This window comes from Affinirhizobium capsici, from assembly GCF_977018625.1.
The window spans coordinates 30814-48876 of the sequence record NZ_CDRNXD010000002.1 but is presented as its reverse complement, the minus strand read 5'-3'; the positions used below and the strand labels follow the sequence as shown (position 1 = coordinate 48876).

General features: G+C 53.7%; 18 protein-coding genes. 11 read left to right on the top strand and 7 right to left on the bottom strand.

Going from position 1 to position 18063, the window contains the following annotated elements; translation table 11 throughout:
- Positions 1–38 precede the first annotated feature (38 nt).
- From AC0JZ1_RS00305 to minE, 6 genes are all read left to right on the top strand, one after another.
- Complete coding sequence (locus AC0JZ1_RS00305) at positions 39–950, top strand: LysR family transcriptional regulator (protein WP_471880450.1); 912 nt, start codon at positions 39–41, stop codon at positions 948–950.
- A 71-nt stretch (positions 951–1021) separates the two neighbouring features.
- Positions 1022–2062 (top strand): dipeptidase, encoded by a 1041-nt coding sequence (locus AC0JZ1_RS00300; RefSeq protein ID WP_471880449.1) that lies wholly within the window; start codon positions 1022–1024, stop codon positions 2060–2062.
- A 148-nt stretch (positions 2063–2210) separates the two neighbouring features.
- Entirely contained in the window at positions 2211–2357 is a 147-nt protein-coding gene (locus AC0JZ1_RS00295; protein ID WP_471880448.1) for a DUF1127 domain-containing protein, read from the top strand.
- 487 nt (positions 2358–2844) lie between these two features.
- On the top strand, positions 2845–3609 hold the full coding sequence (gene minC / locus AC0JZ1_RS00290; protein ID WP_471880447.1) for a septum site-determining protein MinC: 765 nt from the start codon (positions 2845–2847) through the stop codon (positions 3607–3609).
- Positions 3610–3637: 28 nt separating this feature from the next.
- A complete protein-coding gene (gene minD, locus AC0JZ1_RS00285) occupies positions 3638–4453 on the top strand; it encodes a septum site-determining protein MinD (protein WP_471880446.1) in 816 nt (271 codons plus the stop codon).
- Positions 4450–4713, top strand: coding sequence for a cell division topological specificity factor MinE (minE, locus tag AC0JZ1_RS00280; protein WP_471880445.1), 264 nt, complete (start codon positions 4450–4452; stop codon positions 4711–4713). Before minD ends, minE begins: the two co-directional genes overlap by 4 nt.
- A gap of 56 nt (positions 4714–4769) precedes the next feature.
- Here minE and AC0JZ1_RS00275 read toward each other — a convergent pair whose 3' ends face one another.
- The 4 genes from AC0JZ1_RS00275 to AC0JZ1_RS00260 all read right to left on the bottom strand — a co-directional run bounded on the left by AC0JZ1_RS00275 (position 4770) and on the right by AC0JZ1_RS00260 (position 10810).
- Complete coding sequence (locus tag AC0JZ1_RS00275; protein ID WP_471880444.1) at positions 4770–5678, bottom strand: amino acid ABC transporter substrate-binding protein; 909 nt, start codon at positions 5676–5678, stop codon at positions 4770–4772.
- Positions 5679–5685: 7 nt separating this feature from the next.
- Positions 5686–6636: an amino acid ABC transporter substrate-binding protein gene (locus AC0JZ1_RS00270; protein ID WP_471880443.1), complete on the bottom strand. Its 951-nt coding sequence runs from the start codon at positions 6634–6636 to the stop codon at positions 5686–5688.
- A gap of 18 nt (positions 6637–6654) precedes the next feature.
- The gene (locus AC0JZ1_RS00265) at positions 6655–8784 is read right to left on the bottom strand and encodes an EAL domain-containing protein (protein WP_471880442.1); all 2130 of its coding nucleotides are present in this window, start codon (positions 8782–8784) and stop codon (positions 6655–6657) included.
- Between the two features lie 613 nt (positions 8785–9397).
- Positions 9398–10810 carry a sulfatase-like hydrolase/transferase gene (locus AC0JZ1_RS00260; protein ID WP_471880441.1) on the bottom strand — a complete coding sequence of 471 codons (1413 nt, stop codon included), beginning with the start codon at positions 10808–10810 and terminating at the stop codon, positions 9398–9400.
- Positions 10811–11097: 287 nt separating this feature from the next.
- Between AC0JZ1_RS00260 and AC0JZ1_RS00255 the strand changes: the two genes are divergently transcribed.
- The gene (locus tag AC0JZ1_RS00255) at positions 11098–11976 is read left to right on the top strand and encodes a lysylphosphatidylglycerol synthase transmembrane domain-containing protein (RefSeq protein WP_471880440.1); all 879 of its coding nucleotides are present in this window, start codon (positions 11098–11100) and stop codon (positions 11974–11976) included.
- Positions 11977–11979: 3 nt separating this feature from the next.
- Here the strand turns inward: AC0JZ1_RS00255 and AC0JZ1_RS00250 are convergent, their stop codons facing one another.
- Together AC0JZ1_RS00250 and ribA are read right to left on the bottom strand one after the other, a co-directional pair.
- Complete coding sequence (locus AC0JZ1_RS00250) at positions 11980–12756, bottom strand: CDP-alcohol phosphatidyltransferase family protein (protein WP_471880439.1); 777 nt, start codon at positions 12754–12756, stop codon at positions 11980–11982.
- 11 nt (positions 12757–12767) lie between these two features.
- The gene (gene ribA / locus AC0JZ1_RS00245) at positions 12768–13874 is read right to left on the bottom strand and encodes a GTP cyclohydrolase II RibA (RefSeq protein WP_471880438.1); all 1107 of its coding nucleotides are present in this window, start codon (positions 13872–13874) and stop codon (positions 12768–12770) included.
- Positions 13875–14047: 173 nt separating this feature from the next.
- Between ribA and AC0JZ1_RS00240 the strand changes: the two genes are divergently transcribed.
- The 4 genes from AC0JZ1_RS00240 to AC0JZ1_RS00225 are packed head-to-tail and all read left to right on the top strand — an operon-like array spanning position 14048 to position 17292.
- Positions 14048–15061, top strand: coding sequence for a zinc-dependent alcohol dehydrogenase (locus tag AC0JZ1_RS00240; RefSeq protein ID WP_471880437.1), 1014 nt, complete (start codon positions 14048–14050; stop codon positions 15059–15061).
- Between the two features lie 13 nt (positions 15062–15074).
- The gene (locus AC0JZ1_RS00235) at positions 15075–15473 is read left to right on the top strand and encodes a 6-pyruvoyl trahydropterin synthase family protein (protein ID WP_471880436.1); all 399 of its coding nucleotides are present in this window, start codon (positions 15075–15077) and stop codon (positions 15471–15473) included.
- On the top strand, positions 15470–16513 hold the full coding sequence (locus AC0JZ1_RS00230) for a glycosyltransferase family 4 protein (RefSeq protein ID WP_471880435.1): 1044 nt from the start codon (positions 15470–15472) through the stop codon (positions 16511–16513). The genes AC0JZ1_RS00235 and AC0JZ1_RS00230 overlap by 4 nt, the downstream gene beginning before the upstream one ends.
- A complete protein-coding gene (locus tag AC0JZ1_RS00225) occupies positions 16510–17292 on the top strand; it encodes a class I SAM-dependent methyltransferase (protein WP_471880434.1) in 783 nt (260 codons plus the stop codon). Before AC0JZ1_RS00230 ends, AC0JZ1_RS00225 begins: the two co-directional genes overlap by 4 nt.
- Here the strand turns inward: AC0JZ1_RS00225 and AC0JZ1_RS00220 are convergent.
- Complete coding sequence (locus AC0JZ1_RS00220) at positions 17224–18057, bottom strand: RibD family protein (RefSeq protein ID WP_471880433.1); 834 nt, start codon at positions 18055–18057, stop codon at positions 17224–17226. The genes AC0JZ1_RS00225 and AC0JZ1_RS00220 overlap by 69 nt on opposite strands.
- Positions 18058–18063: the final 6 nt, after the last annotated feature.

Here is an 18063-nt window from a genome sequence, read left to right as displayed (position 1 = left end):
ATGCCTGAAGGATCATCATTTATGACTTGAATTCAACAATGGCGAAATTGGATGTGAACCGCGCTGCGGAGATGGAAGTTTTCGTTAGCGTTGTCGAAAATGCAGGACTTTCTGCAGCAGGGCGACAGCTCGCGATGACGCCGTCGGCGGTAAGCAAGCTCATGACGAGGCTAGAGCGGCGATTGGGCGTTCGGCTGATCAACCGTTCTACCCGTCAGTTGAAGCTCACACCTGAGGGGCAGGATTTCTATGAGCGTTCCGTTGCAATACTTGCGAGTATTGAGGATGCTGAAAGGGCCGCAGCCTCAGCTGTCGAGGCTGTTGGCCGAATCCGGTTGAACACGAGTTCGGTGTATTGCGTCCATGTTCTCAACCCGCTGATCCCTCGGTTTCTGGCGCGCTTTCCGGCTGTGACACTTGATGTGGCGCAGACCGATCAGGTGGTGGATCTCATGGCTGATCACGCCGATATTGCGGTGCGCACAGGACCTTTGAAAAGCTCAAGCCTCATTGCGCGGAAGCTTGGTCAAACCCATATGGTGGTTGTTGCCTCGCCCGACTACATAGCTGCGCGCGGAGAGCCAAAGCATCCGCAAGATCTGGCAAGCCATGACCTGCTACGCTTTTCCTATTCCCGTAGCGTTCGCGATTGGCCATTCCGAGTGGATGGGAATGATTTGCTGATCACGCCCGCGGGGCGAGTTCAAATCAACGATGGCGAAGCTATGCGGCAAATGGCACTGGCGGGGGTCGGCATAGCCCGGATGGGCAGCTTTCTGTTGCAGGATGATTTGAAATCAGGTCGTCTGGTGCCGGTATTGGAGGCTTTCAATCCAGGAGATCTGGAGGAATTTTATGCAGTTTATGTCGGGCAGGGAGGACCCATTCCCTCCCGCGTCAGGGCACTACTCGATTTCCTAGCTGAACATGGACGTATCAGCCCTCACTGATAGATACGTATTTGCACTCCCGAGCGGCCTCGCTTAGGACGAAGACATCATTTCCAGAATCGGAGGTCTCGATGGCCCCTCACACTCTCGTTCCCATTTTCGACGGCCACAATGATGTCCTGCTGCGCATGATGCAGCCCGCACAGACGGACCCCGTTGGCGCTTTTCTGGAAGGCGAAGCGCGGGGTCATATTGATCTACCAAGAGCCCAGGCTGGCGGCTTGGCAGGGGGGCTATTCGCCATCTTCGTGCCTTCTCCCACTCATGCGCCAGATGCCGAGGGTAACTTCGTGCCGCCAGAAGAAGGTAGCGCTCTGCGCCAGACGCTAGGCATGGCGCGGCGTCTGTTTGAATTGGAAGCGAGATCGGCTGGACGCATCAAGGTCTGTCGAACGGCCGATCAGCTTTCGTCCTGCATTGACCAAGGAATATTCGCCCCCGTTTTGCACATCGAGGGAGTGGAGGCGATCGGTCCGGACCTTGATGCGCTTTATGTGCTTCATCAGGCAGGCTTGCGCAGTCTCGGGCCGGTTTGGAGCAGGCCCAATGTTTTCGCCCATGGAGTTCCATTTCGATTTCCGCACAGCCCGGACATCGGACCAGGGCTCACGGATGCAGGACGGGCGCTCGTGAAGGCCTGCAACGCGCTGCGTATTCTTATCGATCTCTCTCATATGAATGAGCAAGGGTTCTGGGATATTGCGAAACTAACGGAAGCACCGCTTGTCGCAACGCATTCCAACGCGCATACGCTCAGCCCGCACAGCCGCAACCTCACAGACCGCCAACTGGATGCAATTGCCGAAAGCAACGGCCTGGTTGGCATCAATTACGGTGTTCTGTTCCTGCGTGACGACGGGATCAGAAATCTCGATACACCTCTCGATCTTATCGCAGACCATGTTTGTTATATCGCCGAACGCATAGGCATAGACCACGTCGCGCTCGGTTCGGACTTTGACGGAACGACGGTCCCCAATGAGTTGAAGGATGCAGCAGGACTTCCCAAGCTTCTGGATCTGCTTCGTCTGCGCGGGTTTGATACCGCCTCGATCAGAAAAGTTGCCCATGAGAATTGGCTGAGGGTACTACGGCAAACCTGGGGAGGTTAGCCAACCGTGAACCTTTGCTGCTAGTGCATAGGTGCATTGTTAGGCTGTGCCTTATCATCATCGCTGGCAATGCCCATTTGATGTTCAGACGGAAGGATCGGTCATCAAGACCGGTCACCTCGTGTTTTGAACAAGAAAGGGCTAGGTTATGAACCTCGCACGCACATTCCAGAATTGGCGCAAGTATCGCCAGACCGTTGATGAGCTGGGTCGTATGTCCAGCCGGGAACTGGCGGACCTTGGCATTAATCGCAGCGAAATTCGCGCTGTTGCTCGCGGCAGCGTATCTCGTTGATTTGCGCTAGGCGCATAGCTGCGGTGCAGCATTTGCGCTTTGATAAGTCGGATTACGGATTATATACGCGGTCATCGAAGCGCTGCTCCTCCTCCCGCAGCCTTCGCATTCAAACAGGTCATCTCCTCCTCCCAGACCTGTTTGTTGGAATGGCAGCTCCTCCTCCTCCTCCCAAGCTGCCATTCGGTTATTCGTAAAAGCCTGCCGCTCCTCCCGCGGCGGGCTTTTTCGTTTTTGAGCCTTTGCCTCACCTAACGTCAGTTCTTAACAAATAGTGATCGCTCAGACATGGCCCATTCGGCTGATTTTGCCGCAGCCGCAAGCTTGACGAAAGCTTTGCGGGCGACAGAAAGAGCATGAAGTTTGGGCCGGATAGTGGATTCGAACTGGTCATGATGCACCCTGCGCCACGAGTTTGCAGCCAATGCGTCGTTAACCATTTGTTAACCAAGTTCCGGCTACCAGCATAAACGAATTCTTAACGTAGATGAACAAAGTGCAAACAGACGCTCGCTCGATCCGCATCAAGGGCCGCTCATTCCTGGCTGTCGTGCTCACGCCCGACCTCCCGCTGGATAACTGGCTGGAGCGCCTGGACGATCTTGCCAAGCGCTCTGCGGGCTTTTTCCTAGGACGCCCGGTTGTTCTAGATGTAACGGATCTGGCTATAGATCGTACACAACTGACGGAATTTCTGGCACAGTTGGCTGAGCGCAATGTCAGCATCATGGGCATTGAAGGAGCGCGTCATTCCATGATGGCGCAGGGTATGCCGCCATTGTTGAAGGGTGGTCGCCCTGCCGGCGATGTTGAAGTTCAGGACGTGCAGCCTGCGTTTCAGGCGACAGAAGAGCCTACGGATAAGCCTGCGGCTGACGCTACCGAAGCGCAGGCCACGGTGTTGACCCAGCCGCGCCAAACTTTGCAGTCGCTGGTCATCAATGAGCCCGTAAGGTCCGGGCAATCCATCATCTTTACAGAAGGTGATGTGACAATCGTTGGATCGGTTGCCTCTGGCGCAGAAGTGATTGCCGGTGGTTCGGTTCATATTTACGGAGCGCTTCGGGGCAGGGCCATGGCGGGCTCCGTCGGTAATTCGCAAGCCCGGATATTTTGCCGAAAGCTTGAAGCCGAACTGATCGCGATCGATGGGATCTATAAAATGGCGGAGGATCTTCCGACAGACATGCTGGGGCAACCGGTACAAGTCTGGCTCGAGGGAGATGCAATTCTGACCGAGAAACTTAATTGAGCTTCCGGCTCGCAGACAGGAGAGAATGATGGGGAAGGTAATTGTTGTTACGTCAGGCAAAGGCGGGGTCGGCAAGACGACGTCTACGGCAGCCTTGGGTGCAGCCTTGGCCCAGCGCAATGAAAAAGTCGTCGTCGTTGATTTCGATGTTGGCCTGCGCAATCTCGACCTCGTCATGGGTGCCGAGCGCCGCGTAGTTTACGATCTTGTAAATGTCATTCAGGGTGATGCGAAGCTCACGCAGGCGCTGATCCGCGACAAGCGTTTGGAAAACCTGTTTCTCCTGCCAGCTTCCCAAACGCGCGATAAGGATAATCTCACTCCAGAAGGTGTGGAATGGGTTATCAACGAGCTGAAGCGCTACTTTGACTGGGTCATTTGCGATAGCCCGGCAGGTATCGAGCGGGGCGCAACTCTCGCTATGCGCCATGCCGATATTGCAGTCGTCGTTACGAACCCGGAAGTTTCTTCGGTACGTGACTCGGATCGCATCATTGGCCTGCTCGACTCCAAGACGGTAAAGGCAGAACGCGGCGAGCGCATGGAAAAGCATTTGTTGCTGACCCGCTACGACCAGAACCGCGCCCAGCGGGGCGATATGCTGAAGGTCGAAGACGTGTTGGAAATCTTGTCCATCCCGCTGCTGGGCATCATTCCAGAAAGCATGGATGTTCTCAAAGCTTCGAACATCGGGGCTCCGGTGACGATTGCCGACATAAAGTCCGCGCCGGCCCAAGCCTATTTTGAAGCCGCACGCCGTCTGGCCGGAGAAGACGTTCCCGTCACCATGCCAGAAGAAAAGCGTGGCCTGTTCGGTAAAATTTTCGCACGGAGGGCCGCATGAACATTTTCCGGCTTTTCAACAAGCAGCGCTCTTCCGCGCCTTTGGCGCGTGAACGACTGCAAGTTCTGTTGGCGCATGAAAGAGTGGCAACCAGCAATGATCTCGTTGCACTTCTGCGTGAGGAGATTTTAGCTGTCATTGCCAAGCACGTGGAACTTGATAGTGACCGTGTGCATGTGAAGATGGATCGTGACGATCGGTTCTCCATTTTGGAAATCGATGTTGAGATCCCACTCGATGCTCAGATGCAGGCAGCATGAGCCAATAGATTATTCGAATTTGGGGCTGGTGTTCAACGCACCGGCCCTTTTTCTATTCAATTGGCATTGGCAAAAGACGCTTTCAATTCCTCGCTCATTGGCAAATTGAGAATGTGGTTCGTGTCCCCAATTGGCTGCATGAACCACCGATCATAGATCTGCTGTATCTGCGGGCTGTGATAAATTTTGGAAAGCGAACGGTTCACCAGCGCAGCGAATTCGGGATCATTGAGGCGCGTCATGAAGCCATAGGGTGCAGGTTCAGTGAGATTTTCCGAACTGACAACATAACTCTGCGGCTGGCCCGATTGTGCGACCAGATTGTAGAGCAGCACGTCGTCCATAGCGAATGCTGAAACCTTGCCGATTGTCACGAGGTTGAAGGCATCTTTCACCTCACTTACCGGTACGGAAACCAGTCCTAGCTTGCGTTCCCTCGAAATCTGCAAAATCTGGCTGATGTTGATTGTACCTAAGACCACGCTAATGCTTTTGCCACGCAAATCATCAATGGAATGAATGTTGTTACGGGCGAGTGATACGAACCGAGTCTGCATAATGAAGTGCGGTTGAGAGAAATTAGCCACCTTACGGCGTTCGGGCGTATTTGTGCTCGATGCGCATTCGATATCGATCGTGCCGTCATTGAGCAATTGAAGGCGGTTTGACGGCGTGCGGGGGGTATACTCGATCTTGAGTCCAGGCAGATTGAGCTCTTTGCGCATCTCTTCGACCATGGCCGAGCAAAGATCGATGGAATATCCCGCCACCTCGCCCTGAACATCCTTGAAGGAAAAGGGCGGTGCCGTGCCATAACCAATGATGATTTTGCCCGTCTCACGCATACGCTCTACTGTGGGCTTCACTTGGATCTGTCCAGCTGCCTCCTGTGCTGACGCACCCTGGGCGCAACCGCCAATCAAAACAAATGCAGACAGTAGAGTCTTTGCAAAAAAATGTTTCATTGAATGATTAATCCAAATATTCCTTAGGATTTTCAAATATTTCGCGCAGCTCTGGAGACATTTGCATTCTCATATTTTGCTGATTAGGTGGAATAGGTTCTTCAAACCATTTCTTGTACAGCTTCACTATTTCGCCGCTTCTGTATATTTTCTGTAAGCTTGCGTTGACTGCTCTCTTAAACTCCCGATCCCCTAGTGGGAGAAGAAGGCCATAGGGTTCAGGATGACTAAACGCATCTTTAGAAATTACGTATTCTTCAGGCGTAGTGGATGCAGCGACGAGACCTGCCAGCAGAATGTCGTCCATAACAAATGCCGAAGCCTTTCCCGAGGTGACCAGCGAGAAGGATTCGGCGTTTTCCTTGCTCAGCAACACGGAGATGTTCAAGCTCTGCGATTTGTTGACCGAGTAGAGCTGATCCAAATTCACAGTTCCGGTCGTGGCAGCCACGGTTCTGCCCATCAAATCGGCAATGCGGTCGAAATGATTTTTCTTGAGCGAAACAAATCGAGTGGCCGTTACGAAATGCGGGTAGCTGAAATCCACCATTTTGCGACGTTCAGAATTGTTTGTGGTGGCAGCGCATTCCATATCAATCTTGCCAGCCCGGATCATGACAAAGCGCGTGGCAGATGTAACCGGAATATACTGGATTTCCAGTTTGGGCAGATTTAACTGCACCCTAAGTTCTTCGACAACGCGCTGGCATAACTCAGTGGAATAGCCAGTCGCATGACCATCGACCACATAGGCAAAAGGGGGTTCCGCCAAGCGTGAGCCGATGACAATCACGCCGTTTTTTCGGATTTTACTTAGCGTATCAACTTGGGCACTTCCCGCAGCGAGAGTAGCGGTCGTCGTTGTCAGCGACGTCAGAGCAAAACAAAGAAAGGGCAGTGCTTTGCCCAAACCGCGCTTCATCAAAGCTTTCCAGTCTAAAACGCTGCTGCTCTGCATGTCGCTATCCTTTATAATTTACGCCAAGATCTGCATACGGGTGTCTCGGCTCTCAAGGAGTTGGGGCCTGCCAAACAGGTAACCCTGAAACGTTTTGCATCCAGCTGCTTTCAGCAGTTCAAACTGTTCATGATTTTCAATTCCTTCGGCGGTGACCTCAATATCGAGACAGCGCGCGAGTGATACTGTGGACGAGATGATGTTGAGACATTTCTGGCTATCCACCACGCCTGATACAAAACGCCTATCGAGCTTGATGCGCGTGACCGGCAGATCAACGAGGTAAGAAAGCGAGGCAAAGCCCGTTCCAAAATCGTCAATGGCAATTCCGACGCCCATCTCGCGGATCTGTGTGAGGACCGATAGGCAGGTTTGTTCAGCCACGCGGCTAGTTTCCGTGATCTCGAGTTCCAGACGATGCGCCAGGAGCCCGCTTTCAAAAAGTGTGGCGCGGATGAAATCCGGTAGATCGGTCCGCAGAAGGCCAAGTGCTGATACGTTTACAGAAATAGAAAGGTTTGCGTCGCGCTCTGCCATATCTGTGCAGGCTTGCTTCAGAACCCACCGATCGAGGTCCACGATCATGCCGGTTTCTTCTGCGAGAGGAATGAATTGATCTGGAGGGACAATTCCTCGCTTAGGGTGTTTCCAGCGCACAAGCGCCTCATAGCCAGAGACAGCCTGATCCTGTGTTCGGATGATCGGCTGATAATGCAGAAGGAACTCCCCTTGGCCGATGGCCTGCATCAATTCCAGTTCTGCTGTCGAACGATGTGAGGCTTCCATGGTCATCCCTGGCTCAAAGATGTGAAAACAACCGCGACCGGCGCCCTTTGACATATAAAGGGCTACATCTGCATTGCTGAGGATCTTGTTGGATGTTGTGCCGTGCTGGGGTGCGCTGGCAATGCCGATGCTGGCGCCGATGCGCAGTGACAGATCGTTAATTTGGAAGGGACGTGCAATGGCCTCAATGATGCGGCTGGCAAGCCGTTCTGCTTCCTTGCGTGCATTGAGGGCGACAATTTGTATGAGCGCGAACTCATCGCCGCCTAGCCGCGCGAATATGTCATCTGGTCCCAGAAGCATACTGACGCGCTTACAGGCGTGGATAAGGACCTGATCACCCACTGCATGACCGTAGGTATCGTTGACGGGCTTGAATTTGTCCAAGTCCAGCAACATCACATTGATCGTGGTCTTACTATCGATTTGCTTCTCGAGCATACCGCTCAGCGTTTTTTGAAGGAACGCTCTGTTCGGCAGGTTGGTGAGAGCATCATGATGCGCCAAGTGCTCCAACTCCCGCGCGGCCTCGCGCATTTGTCGCAAATGCTCCCGCTCCACCACCGCTTCGCGCAGGGTTTCAACTGCATTTGCCAATTGACCTATCTCGTCGCGCCGGCGCAGAAATGGTGTAGGTATGCCGGTTTCGTCACGCGCGATACGTTTCAATGCCTCGATCAGTCTCGGGACAGGATGGAACAGGCGGTGCATCAGAAAAATAATCGCGGCACCGGTTGCCGACATGATGATGGCGAAGGAAAGTAGTGAGTTTTTATAGAAGGTGTCGCGTATTTCCAGAAGGCGTCCAGCTTCGCCGGCGCTGGCCGCGACCGCCCCAAGCAGCTGCCCATCCGGTGTGCTGATGGGCAGAAGCGAGATGTAGTATTTCTCTTTTCCAATCCGTGCAAAGCCGGTTTTGAATGAGTTGAAGTCACTTTGCGAGGTTGCGCTGCGTAGATCATCCAGAAGAACTGGCACATTGGCTGAGCCGCCATCGCTATCGGTCATGGATACCATGCGGTGGTTCTGATCGTCCCAGGCTAGCAGCCAGAGCCTCTCCTTGGTTTGCATGGAGGCGAGAGCTAGCACATCAACGGGAACGAAGCCGGTGTCGAGCACGGATTGGTCATCACCAATCATGCGCTCTGATACAATGCGCACGATCTGGCCTGCGGGTGTCAGATCGACGGATACGAATGAGTAAATGCTGCGTATGGAGCTGCTGGCAATCTGAGCATTGGTGCTGGCTTGTCGCTTCCAATCCTCCCGCTGGCTGCTTTCGATCATGAACCAGCCGGTCGCGGCACCTGAAACATAGGCAAGCGCCACAGCCAGAAGCAGGAAGACCGTGATTTTTCCCATAATGGAACTGCGCCAAGTGAGGCGATTCCCTTTGAGGCTGGATTTATGCTCCCAATCAATCATTCACGCGTCCAAGAATACAATCATAAGTAGGAAATAATCACGAACTGATTGCAATAGTGCGGAGTGGATCATTTCTAAATGATTGACAGGGGCGGATACGATAAAAATTGAAGTATCGTAGTTAAACAGAAATTAATTCTCAATTGACGGGGTGCTTATATGTAATTTTTGTACGGAATGGCCTAGTCAAATTGCAATAGAAAGCGGCAGGTATATTTTAGCCTGATCATTTAATAAATCGAACAGGCCCAATTAAACAGTGAATAAATCAAGGGCGGCATAGAGCTATCGTGTTCTAAATCCAAGCTCAAATTTAGATTTTCCGATATCTGCTCTCATTTGATTGTGTCAGAGCTAGGAATTGCAAGGCAGGTTGTTAAAAAATTTTACCCAGCTTCGCCCCTACGCTCTCGCTCCTGACATAATATTGTTTCGGATGGGAATGACTGAACCGCCCGCTCATGCTTTAAGATTGAACCAAATTCTAACCTTTGACGATATAAAAATCGCCCCGCACGGAATGCTTATCTGAGGTTCTATTATCTCAATCCTAAGATAGTGTCTCAACCAGAAGGTTGCGTAGGCGATCCATCCCGAAAGGGCTCTGGTCTTTTGGCAGCATTCCGTTCACGAAGCCGCTGCGCTTGAACTTTTCGATGACATCGGAATTTTTTGTCATGATGAAAAGCGGCACATCCCTGGAAGCGTTAGGACCAGTTACAATTGCTGCAGGCTGGTGGTCCCCAATCACAATAAACAATGCATCACGGCCATAATTCGCGACATAGCTACCAACCGCCTGAAGACTATAGTCTATCGTGCGAATGTAGTGATCACGAACATTGTCTGGATTTTTCCAGACATCGGAAGGAGACTGGTCACCTTCCGCCTGATTGTTGAAAATCATGCCGTTGCCGACCAAGTTCCAATCGATCATGCTGGCGACTGGCGTCCAGGGCGCATGGCTGGAAATCAGCGCAGTCTCGATCATAGCTGGGCGATGGGGCGTGGGTGTGCGTATTAGCCGTTCGATAGCAGCAAGAGTGTACTGGTCAGGCATGGTTATCCAATTGAAGGGTTTGCCCTCATAACCCAGATCTTTAGCGGCATAGATCGTCTCATAGCCAAAATAGCGGCTTTCTGGCCAATCCATGGTGATGGCGGGCATTGCTGCGAAAGTTTGCCACCCCGCTTGCTGAAAAAGCCGGTTGAGGCTTTGCCGCTTGCTTCGAATGAGCCGGTCATAGCGGGCTTGGCTATCCACCCAAAGGCCCGACATGAAAGTGCCATGAGCAAGCCAGCTAAGGCCGCCTACCGTTGGCGATTGCACCCAGGTGCTGGCCGTTTGAAAACCGGCAGCAGAAAGTCGGGCCTGCTCCTGAGACAACCGGTTTTGGATGAGCGATGCATATCTCGGATCTTGTAAGGCGCTTCTTCCTAAAGATTCTACGAAGATGACGAAAACATCCTGTCCACGGACTGATCTGAATAGTACGTCATTGCGGGCTGCGGGATCGTCTGCCATCAGATCTTTCTCGAAAACACGCATGTCCTGAATAGAGTGCAGAATGAGACTGCTTCTTTCAGATAAAGAGAAGAGGCCATTGGCTTCGATGCGCCAGTTTGCTGTCCAACGGGTTTGGTTCTGAAGGTGAAGGAGCGCGGCCCCGGTGAGTGACAGTATGATGCACACGGCGACCAGGGGCTTTCGCTCTTGCAGATCGGTCAAGGCCAGAAAACCCGCCGTATAGTTGAAAAGCCATAGAAAGCAGCCGAAAGTTATCATCACAATGGCAATCGCAATGGCCGCTTTCAACGGCCCGACGCTTCCAGAAAGCACATTCCATCCATCCAGGATCATCTTGCTATCCAGATAGGGATTGAAAGGTCGCTGAAACGCAGCCTGGGTTCCGATATCCGCAATCTTGAGAAAGAGGATGGTCGCCGCCAGCAGCGTAAGCATAGCGATAAAGGCGCTGCGTGCTCTGGCAGGGCAAATCAGTAGTAGTAAAATTATAGCAGGGACTTCCAGAGGCAGCCGGTAAAACGCCTCTAGAGAAAATGCGCCGGGATGGTCCGGCAAATCAAGCAATAGCCAAAGCAAAAGCACAAAGCCTATGCCTCGTGGCAGAGCGTTTCTAAACGCTTCCGATCTTGAGGATTTTACCATCGCATCAGTCCGGTTTAAGAATAGCTGCGTAAAGAGCGATTGACACCACACCAGTGGCATCGGGCGAAGGGGAAAGTGTTTTGAGCATAGCTCGCGTGGCTGGCACTATCATTGCGCTGATAGCGCTGTTTTTTCTCATTCGCCATCTCGATTTCGCCAGCCTATTGGATTCGCTCTCAAAAGTTTCGTCAGCCGATATCGCAGTTGGTCTGCTGATTGTGCAGGTGCAAATCATTCTCTCTGCTTTTCGTTGGCGCTTCACTGCATCCCGCTTGGGCCTCGAGCTTCCGCCTGTTAAAGCCGTTCGAGAATATTATGTGGCGACGGCAGTCAATCAGCTGTTACCGGGGGGTGTCGCTGGCGACGCATTGCGGGCCTACCGCGCGAGCCACGAGAAAGAAGGCGGTCTACGTCGTTCTGGTCTCGCTGTTATATTGGAGAGAGCGTCGGGGCAAATCGGACTTTTAGTCTTTGCAGTTCTGGGCTTCGTCCTTTGGCCGGAGTGGTCCTTAGGGTTCGACCGGGCGCTGGTCACCGTGCTTATCGTCATGGTGGTGATTGCGGCGGGCATCGTCGTTCTCCCAATATTCGCTAGTCGCCTCCGGTCGTGGCGGCGCCCTCTTCTCAATGTCTTCTGGCGCAAGGGTGCGCTTTGGGTCCAACTCGGACTTAGCCTTTCGATTACTGCGTCCTATCTGGCGCTTTTCATGGTCTGTGCAGAGGCTATCAATGCACCGCTGAACCTGGGAAAAATGCTGATGATAGTCCCTCTCACGCTTCTTTCCATGGTGGTCCCGAGCGGCTTTGGTGGCTGGGGAACCAGGGAGGCTGCTGCTGCTGCACTTTGGCCCCTCGCAGGTCTTACAAGCGCACAGGGCGTGGCAACAAGCATCATCTACGGTGCACTGGCGCTAGCTGGCGCGGCACCCGGCCTGCTCTTCTTATTCATACGGCGATGATGTTCATGCCCCGCGCATTTGATCGTAGATGTCCACTGCAAACGAATAAATGAGACAGAGAAGCGCGATGAGGCAGATCCATCCCGACAGTGGCTCGCGGATCACGGGCATCGCCACCAGACAAAGTGCAACGACCTGAACCACGCAAACCAGCTTACGGCGGCCGGATGGCGCGAGTTCTCTTCGTAAAGCAGGCAGATATTGTTGGCTCAGAAAATAGAGATAGCGCATCCCTCCAATAGCCAGCACCCATAAGCCAGCCTTCCCAAGCGCATAGGCCGCGATGGCCAGGATCATGATCAAAAGCGCATCGACTTCCATGTCGAAACGTGCGCCGAGTTCAGACTGCTGACGAAACTTGCGTGCAAGATAGCCATCTACCCCATCAAGAGCGAGGGCAAACAGAACCGCGCCGCAAAACGCCCAAACCAAGGTTTCAGACTGGGCATCGCCAAAGCCTTCAGACAGGAGAACCGTTGCACCGACGAGGCTGACAAAGCCTGCCCGTAACGACGTAACTAGATTGGCATAGCCAAAACTCGTATGGCGATGTCGCGGAAGCCCATAGATGACCAAGCCATAGATCACTGCGAGCAGACCGCCTGCCGCAAAGGGGACGTGATGTTGCAGCGGCAGTTTTTGCGCCGCTACCCACCAAAGACCGATCGAAATCAGGTAGACAAACCCCAACACCTTTAGCGAACTGCGCAAAAGGACTGCGGGTATGTGGTCTGCGCCGGGTTGTGATGCGGGGAGCGCATCACGTTGCGCCAAGGACATGCTCTGCTTCCTTATTCCGCAGCCACAAGACTATCGAGTTCAAGCAAATGGCCCGCCCGAAGCGTCTTTGTGCGAAGATAGTTCTCATTTTCTGCCGTAACCCTACCCAGAACTGGTGTGCGGGATTGAACTCCAATTCCGCCTTGTTTGAGCGCGGCTATCTTCGTGGGGTTGTTGGTGAAGACAATGACTTCATTTACGCCTAGAAGGCCCAACATCGCAACTGCTGCCTCGTAGCGGCGATGGTCGGCGGAAAGTCCAAGCTCGGCATCTGCATCTATCGTATCGAGGCCACGATGCTGGAAGCCATAGGCTCGCATCTTGGCGCCAATGCCTGTGCCGCGACCTTCCTGATCGAGGTAGAGCAGAATGCCGCCGCCCGCCTGACGCAGCAGGTCCAGCCCGTTACGCAGCTGATCGCCGCAATCGCATTTCAATGAGCCGTAAAGGTCGCCGGTGATGCAGGAAGAATGAATCCGGATCGGCATCGGTTTGGAAAAGTCCGGTTTGCCGACGACAATAGCGACCTGATCCTTCTGCGCTAAACCGCCGCGGAACACCACAAATTCGGCCATCCCATGATCCTTCAAGGGAACAGGGGTGCGAGCGACCTGCTGGAACTTCTGTCGCGCAGTGCCGCCTTGAGCAAGCATGTTGGCCTGAAGCGTCATGCAGCCGGAAAAACGCGCATCTTTCGGTTCAATGACTGTGCAAACCATAGCGGGCAGCAGCAAAGCAATCATCGCCAATTCCATTGACTGGCTCATCAGCAGACTCGCCGGAAGTACATTTATCGACGTTTCTACCTCAAGCGCATAGGCGAGCTTGGATGCCTTCTCAAAGGAAACATTGAGCAGCGGCAGGCTGATCGCTGCCGTCGCATGCAACCCTAGGCGTCCTGCTCTTTCCGCTGTCAGTATCAGCTCATGTTTGCCGCCACTCACTGCTGCAAATTGATCGTATGTTTCCGGAGCCAGGCTATCAAGCGCAGTTACTGCTATGGCGCTATCACCATCTACCAAAACAATAGGCCGTCCATAACGAAGTTCGGAAACCGCACGTTCAATCTCAATGGCGGGGTTGACGACAAGACGTGCGAAGGGACTGTCCATGGACATACTGAAGTCTCCTGTCAGATTCCGGTTGTACCAATTCAGCGAAATGATCTGAAACGCTTTACGTGATGAGTTGTTCAGCGGATTTGCGGGAAGACGAACAATAAAAAATGAAGGTTCTGCCTCTTTAAATTACTGAAAATACCCTAGATTTTGGTGGTTCGATGATGAAGGACATGCCATTGACCGCAGATTATTCCAAGCTGCATGATGAGCAAAGACAGCGTAATGTCGCCACGAGTCTTTGGTGCGAAACATCAAAGCATGTGACCTTTCGGCGAGAGCCGCTCCATCCTGTCGAACAGGGGATGGCTCTGGTAAAAACGCTATTCACCGGCATCAGCCGCGGCACGGAAGCTACGGTTTTGCAGGGTCTGGTACCGGAAAGCGAGCATGAACGGATGCGGGGGCCGCACATGGGCGGGGAATTTCCCTTCCCGGTCAAATACGGTTACTGTGCGGTGGGGCAAGTGCAGGAAGGCCCGGCTGATATCCTCGGTCAAACCGTATTTTGCCTGCACCCTCACCAAAACCTCTTCGTGGTTCCAACCGTTGATCTCATCCCGCTACCTGCCGAATTGCCACCGGAAAGGGGCGTGCTTGCCGCAAATATGGAGACAGCGCTCAATATAGTATGGGACGCATCCATTCTGCCCGGCGAACGCGTAGCCGTTTTTGGAGCAGGGGTTGTTGGAACACTCGTCGCCTTCCTTGCCTCAAAGATCGCAGGAGTGGATCTGGTACTGGTCGATCCCGATCTGGAACGCGCAAGCCTTGCCTCGAGCCTTGGCATCGCTTTCACATCGCCTAACGGGCTTGAGGGCGAATTTGACTGCCTGATCAATGCATCCGGTGCCTCGGCGGCACTGTCCCAGGCAATTGATCTGGCAGGTTTTGAAGCCCGTATTGTGGAGGCAAGCTGGTACGGTCAGCGTCAGGTCAGCCTATCCTTGGGAGGCGCCTTTCATTCAAAGCGTCTGTCGCTCGTTAGCTCTCAGGTCGGACATGTCGCCAAGGTTCAGCGAGCGCGATGGAGTTACAGACGACGCTTGGAAAAAGCGATGCAGCTTCTATGTGAACCTTCACTGGATATATTGATCTCAGGTGAAAGCCAGTTCTCAGATTTGCCACAGGATTACGCCCGAATACTAACCACCACATCCACGCTGTGTCATCGCGTGCGCTACTAGAGAAAGAGATTTGATGTTTGCAGTTGAAGTCCGTGATCACATCATGATTGCCCATAGCCTTCCTCGTCCGGTGTTCGGTCCCGCTCAAGGCATGCATGGAGCCACTTTTGTGGTCGACGCGGCTTTTTTCACCCGCGAATTGGATGAGGATGGGCTGGCTATCGATATCGGCCTTGCAACAACTGCGCTTTCCAAAGCCTTGAAGCCGCTCAACTATCAAAACCTCGATGAGCTGGAGCAGTTCAAGGGAAAAGTCACCACGACTGAATTCCTGGCAAAGCACATCTTCGACGCTTTGGCCGGTGCGGTTCGGAACGGCGAAATGGGACCGGGGGGACAGCGCATTTGCCGCCTGCGTGTTCTGCTGCATGAAAGCCATGCTGCACGCGGCTGGTATGAGGCGGATCTATGATCAACAACATGATTTTCGCCTTTCCTGGCGATATTGCCACCAATTCCGGCGGTTATGCCTATGACCGCCAGGTCATATCTGAACTGGGTAAGCTGGGCTGGACGGTGAGCCCGCTGCCGCTGGGCGCCGGTTTTCCCTTTCCTTCTGCTACCAGCCAGCTTGAGGCCGAACGGCTGCTATCTGCCCTGCCAGACGACGCTCTCATCCTGATCGATGGCTTAGCCTTCGGAGTCTTGCATGAATGGGCCGAGCGCGAGGAAAAGCGGCTGAAACTAATCGCCCTGGTTCATCATCCCCTTGCCTTGGAAACGGGCTTGGAGCCCGCTGACAAGCTGCGGTTGGAAGTGAGCGAGCGGCTGGCGTTGAAGACGGCGCGCCATATCATTGTTACGTCACCTGCAACCGCCCGTACCTTGGAAAGCTCTTACGATGTGCGTCGCGAGAGATTGACGGTTGCTGTGCCGGGAACAGAACCGGCGACACGCGTTCCCTCCCGAGATGAGGTTCCACATATCGTTTCAGTGGGCAGCCTGATCCGCCGCAAGGGCCATGATGTCCTGCTTCAGGCGCTGAACAAGCTGCGTGACATTTCCTGGCGCGCCACCATCGCAGGAAGTGACAAGCTTGACCCCGCAACGGCGCGTGAGTTGCGTGCATTGGTAAAGAGTCTCGAGCTTCAAGACCGCGTGTCTATCACAGGTGAATTGCCAGATGCGCGCGAACTGATGGCGACGGCGGATATCTTTGCCTTGGCCAGCCGCTACGAAGGTTATGGAATGGTGTTTGCTGAGGCTTTGGCGCATGGTTTGCCAATTGTCGCTTGTCGAGCAGGCGCAGTTCCCGAAGTTGTGGCGCATGATGCTGGCATCCTGGTAGACGTGGATGATGTCGGAGCCTTTAGTGCGGCTTTACGTAGCTTTATTCTTGATGCTGATTTGCGTCAGCGCTACGGACACGCTGCAGCCGAAGCAGGTGCAAGGCTTCCCGCATGGAGCGATACCGCGACAATAATTTCCCAGAAATTGAGAGAGATTGCATGAGCGGTTTTGAGTCATCCTGGCTTGCTCTCAGAGAGCCCGCCGACATAGCCGCTCGTGATAGAGAACTTGCTAATCTTGCCGCACAGCGCCTCTCATATGTCGATCAGCCACGAGTTGTCGATATAGGATGCGGAACAGGATCCACTTATCGCACGCTTTCGTCACTGTTCCCACGCGACACTCGCTGGACGCTTGTGGACTATGATGAACGGTTGCTCAATGAGGCGCGGCAATCTGTCGATGAAGCGAAATTTCTCAAGCTTGATCTGCGTGATCTCTCCACGCTGCCGCTTGAAAACGCGTCATTGTTGACGGCTTCCGCCTTCTTCGATCTTGCTTCGGCGGACTTTTGCGAACAGTTGGCTGAGACACTTGCAGCCTTCGGCTCCACATTTTACGCGGCACTTAACTACAATGGCCAGATCGAGTTCGCGACACGACATGAACTGGATGATGCTGTGGTGCGAGACTTCAACAGCCATCAACGGCGTGACAAAGGTTTCGGGCTAGCGTTGGGTCCACAGGCTAGTGGGCATCTGGAAGGTGCTTTTCGCGCCTTGCAATACCGAACGCAAATGGCCTCCAGCCCTTGGGTTTTGGGACCAGCACAGGCGGAGTTGCAGCGTGCATTCCTGAATGGAATGGTCGCGCCCGTGTGTGAAGTCGGCCGCCTTACAGAGAGTGCAGTGCGAGGATGGCTCGAATTTCGGCTAGACCAAATCGACAGAGACCAGAGCTGCCTGGTCGGCCACAATGATCTTCTTGCTTGGAAGGCGTGAGCATGTTTCCTGATCACTTAGGCGGCAGTCGAACAGGATATCGCTTCCCAAGCTGAAAACCTCTGTTGATGGACGTTGCGCTTCCGACAGCAGGCGGATTGGTGGGAGGGAAATACCAGCTGGTCCCGACCCGATAATCAAGGGCGCAATACAGACATGAAGGTGGTCAACGAGGCCCTGATCGATAAAACGGGCAATGGTCCGGGCTCCACCTTCGACCAGAACCCTGTGAAGGCCACGCTCCGCAAGGCCGTCGAGAATTTCGCGCGGGCAAAGCCCATGTTCATGGCGCGGAAGTTCAATTATCTCCGCGGGCAGCGGCTTTTTCTCAGCAGTGGTTGATCTGATAATGATCACCGGTGCACCGCGATCATGAAACAGGCCCTCATCGCCCGCTAACTGTCCGTGGCAATCGATAACCACACGGACAGGGTTCTCGCCTTCTACTTCTCGAACAGAAAGACGTGGATTATCCGCCTTGACTGTTCCGGCACCGACGATAACCGCATCCATCAGTGCCCTGCACCGATGCAGATGTGCAAGCCCATCCGGACCTGAGATATCTCGCGCGTCGCCAAAGGGTGTTGCCACACGGCCGTCAAGCGATTGGCCAACCTGTGCAAGTACGAACGAACCCTTGGCCGCAGCAAGTGGCGCATAAAGGGCATAGGCAGCATCCGTGCCAGCTCGTTTGGTATCAGGCGCAAGTCCGCGCATGGTCAGAAGGTGAGACCAAGTGGCATCTCTCATCTGGACACGGCGCATCGATGA

Bases quoted from the DNA above. Each gene is read 5' to 3' on its own strand.
- minE (WP_471880445.1), top strand. From the start codon at position 4,450: ATGAACATTTTCCGGCTTTTCAACAAGCAGCGCTCTTCCGCGCCTTTG.
- AC0JZ1_RS00240 (WP_471880437.1), top strand. From the start codon at position 14,048: ATGCCATTGACCGCAGATTATTCCAAGCTGCATGATGAGCAAAGACAG.
- AC0JZ1_RS00225 (WP_471880434.1), top strand. From the start codon at position 16,510: ATGAGCGGTTTTGAGTCATCCTGGCTTGCTCTCAGAGAGCCCGCCGAC.
- AC0JZ1_RS00270 (WP_471880443.1), bottom strand. From the start codon at position 6,636: ATGCAGAGCAGCAGCGTTTTAGACTGGAAAGCTTTGATGAAGCGCGGT.
- AC0JZ1_RS00230 (WP_471880435.1), top strand. From the start codon at position 15,470: ATGATCAACAACATGATTTTCGCCTTTCCTGGCGATATTGCCACCAAT.
- AC0JZ1_RS00305 (WP_471880450.1), top strand. From the start codon at position 39: ATGGCGAAATTGGATGTGAACCGCGCTGCGGAGATGGAAGTTTTCGTT.
- AC0JZ1_RS00220 (WP_471880433.1), bottom strand. From the start codon at position 18,057: ATGCGCCGTGTCCAGATGAGAGATGCCACTTGGTCTCACCTTCTGACC.
- AC0JZ1_RS00235 (WP_471880436.1), top strand. From the start codon at position 15,075: ATGTTTGCAGTTGAAGTCCGTGATCACATCATGATTGCCCATAGCCTT.
- minC (WP_471880447.1), top strand. From the start codon at position 2,845: ATGAACAAAGTGCAAACAGACGCTCGCTCGATCCGCATCAAGGGCCGC.
- AC0JZ1_RS00250 (WP_471880439.1), bottom strand. From the start codon at position 12,756: ATGTCCTTGGCGCAACGTGATGCGCTCCCCGCATCACAACCCGGCGCA.
- AC0JZ1_RS00295 (WP_471880448.1), top strand. From the start codon at position 2,211: ATGAACCTCGCACGCACATTCCAGAATTGGCGCAAGTATCGCCAGACC.
- AC0JZ1_RS00300 (WP_471880449.1), top strand. From the start codon at position 1,022: ATGGCCCCTCACACTCTCGTTCCCATTTTCGACGGCCACAATGATGTC.
- minD (WP_471880446.1), top strand. From the start codon at position 3,638: ATGGGGAAGGTAATTGTTGTTACGTCAGGCAAAGGCGGGGTCGGCAAG.
- AC0JZ1_RS00260 (WP_471880441.1), bottom strand. From the start codon at position 10,810: ATGCTTACGCTGCTGGCGGCGACCATCCTCTTTCTCAAGATTGCGGAT.
- ribA (WP_471880438.1), bottom strand. From the start codon at position 13,874: ATGTCCATGGACAGTCCCTTCGCACGTCTTGTCGTCAACCCCGCCATT.
- AC0JZ1_RS00275 (WP_471880444.1), bottom strand. From the start codon at position 5,678: ATGAAACATTTTTTTGCAAAGACTCTACTGTCTGCATTTGTTTTGATT.
- AC0JZ1_RS00265 (WP_471880442.1), bottom strand. From the start codon at position 8,784: ATGGGAAAAATCACGGTCTTCCTGCTTCTGGCTGTGGCGCTTGCCTAT.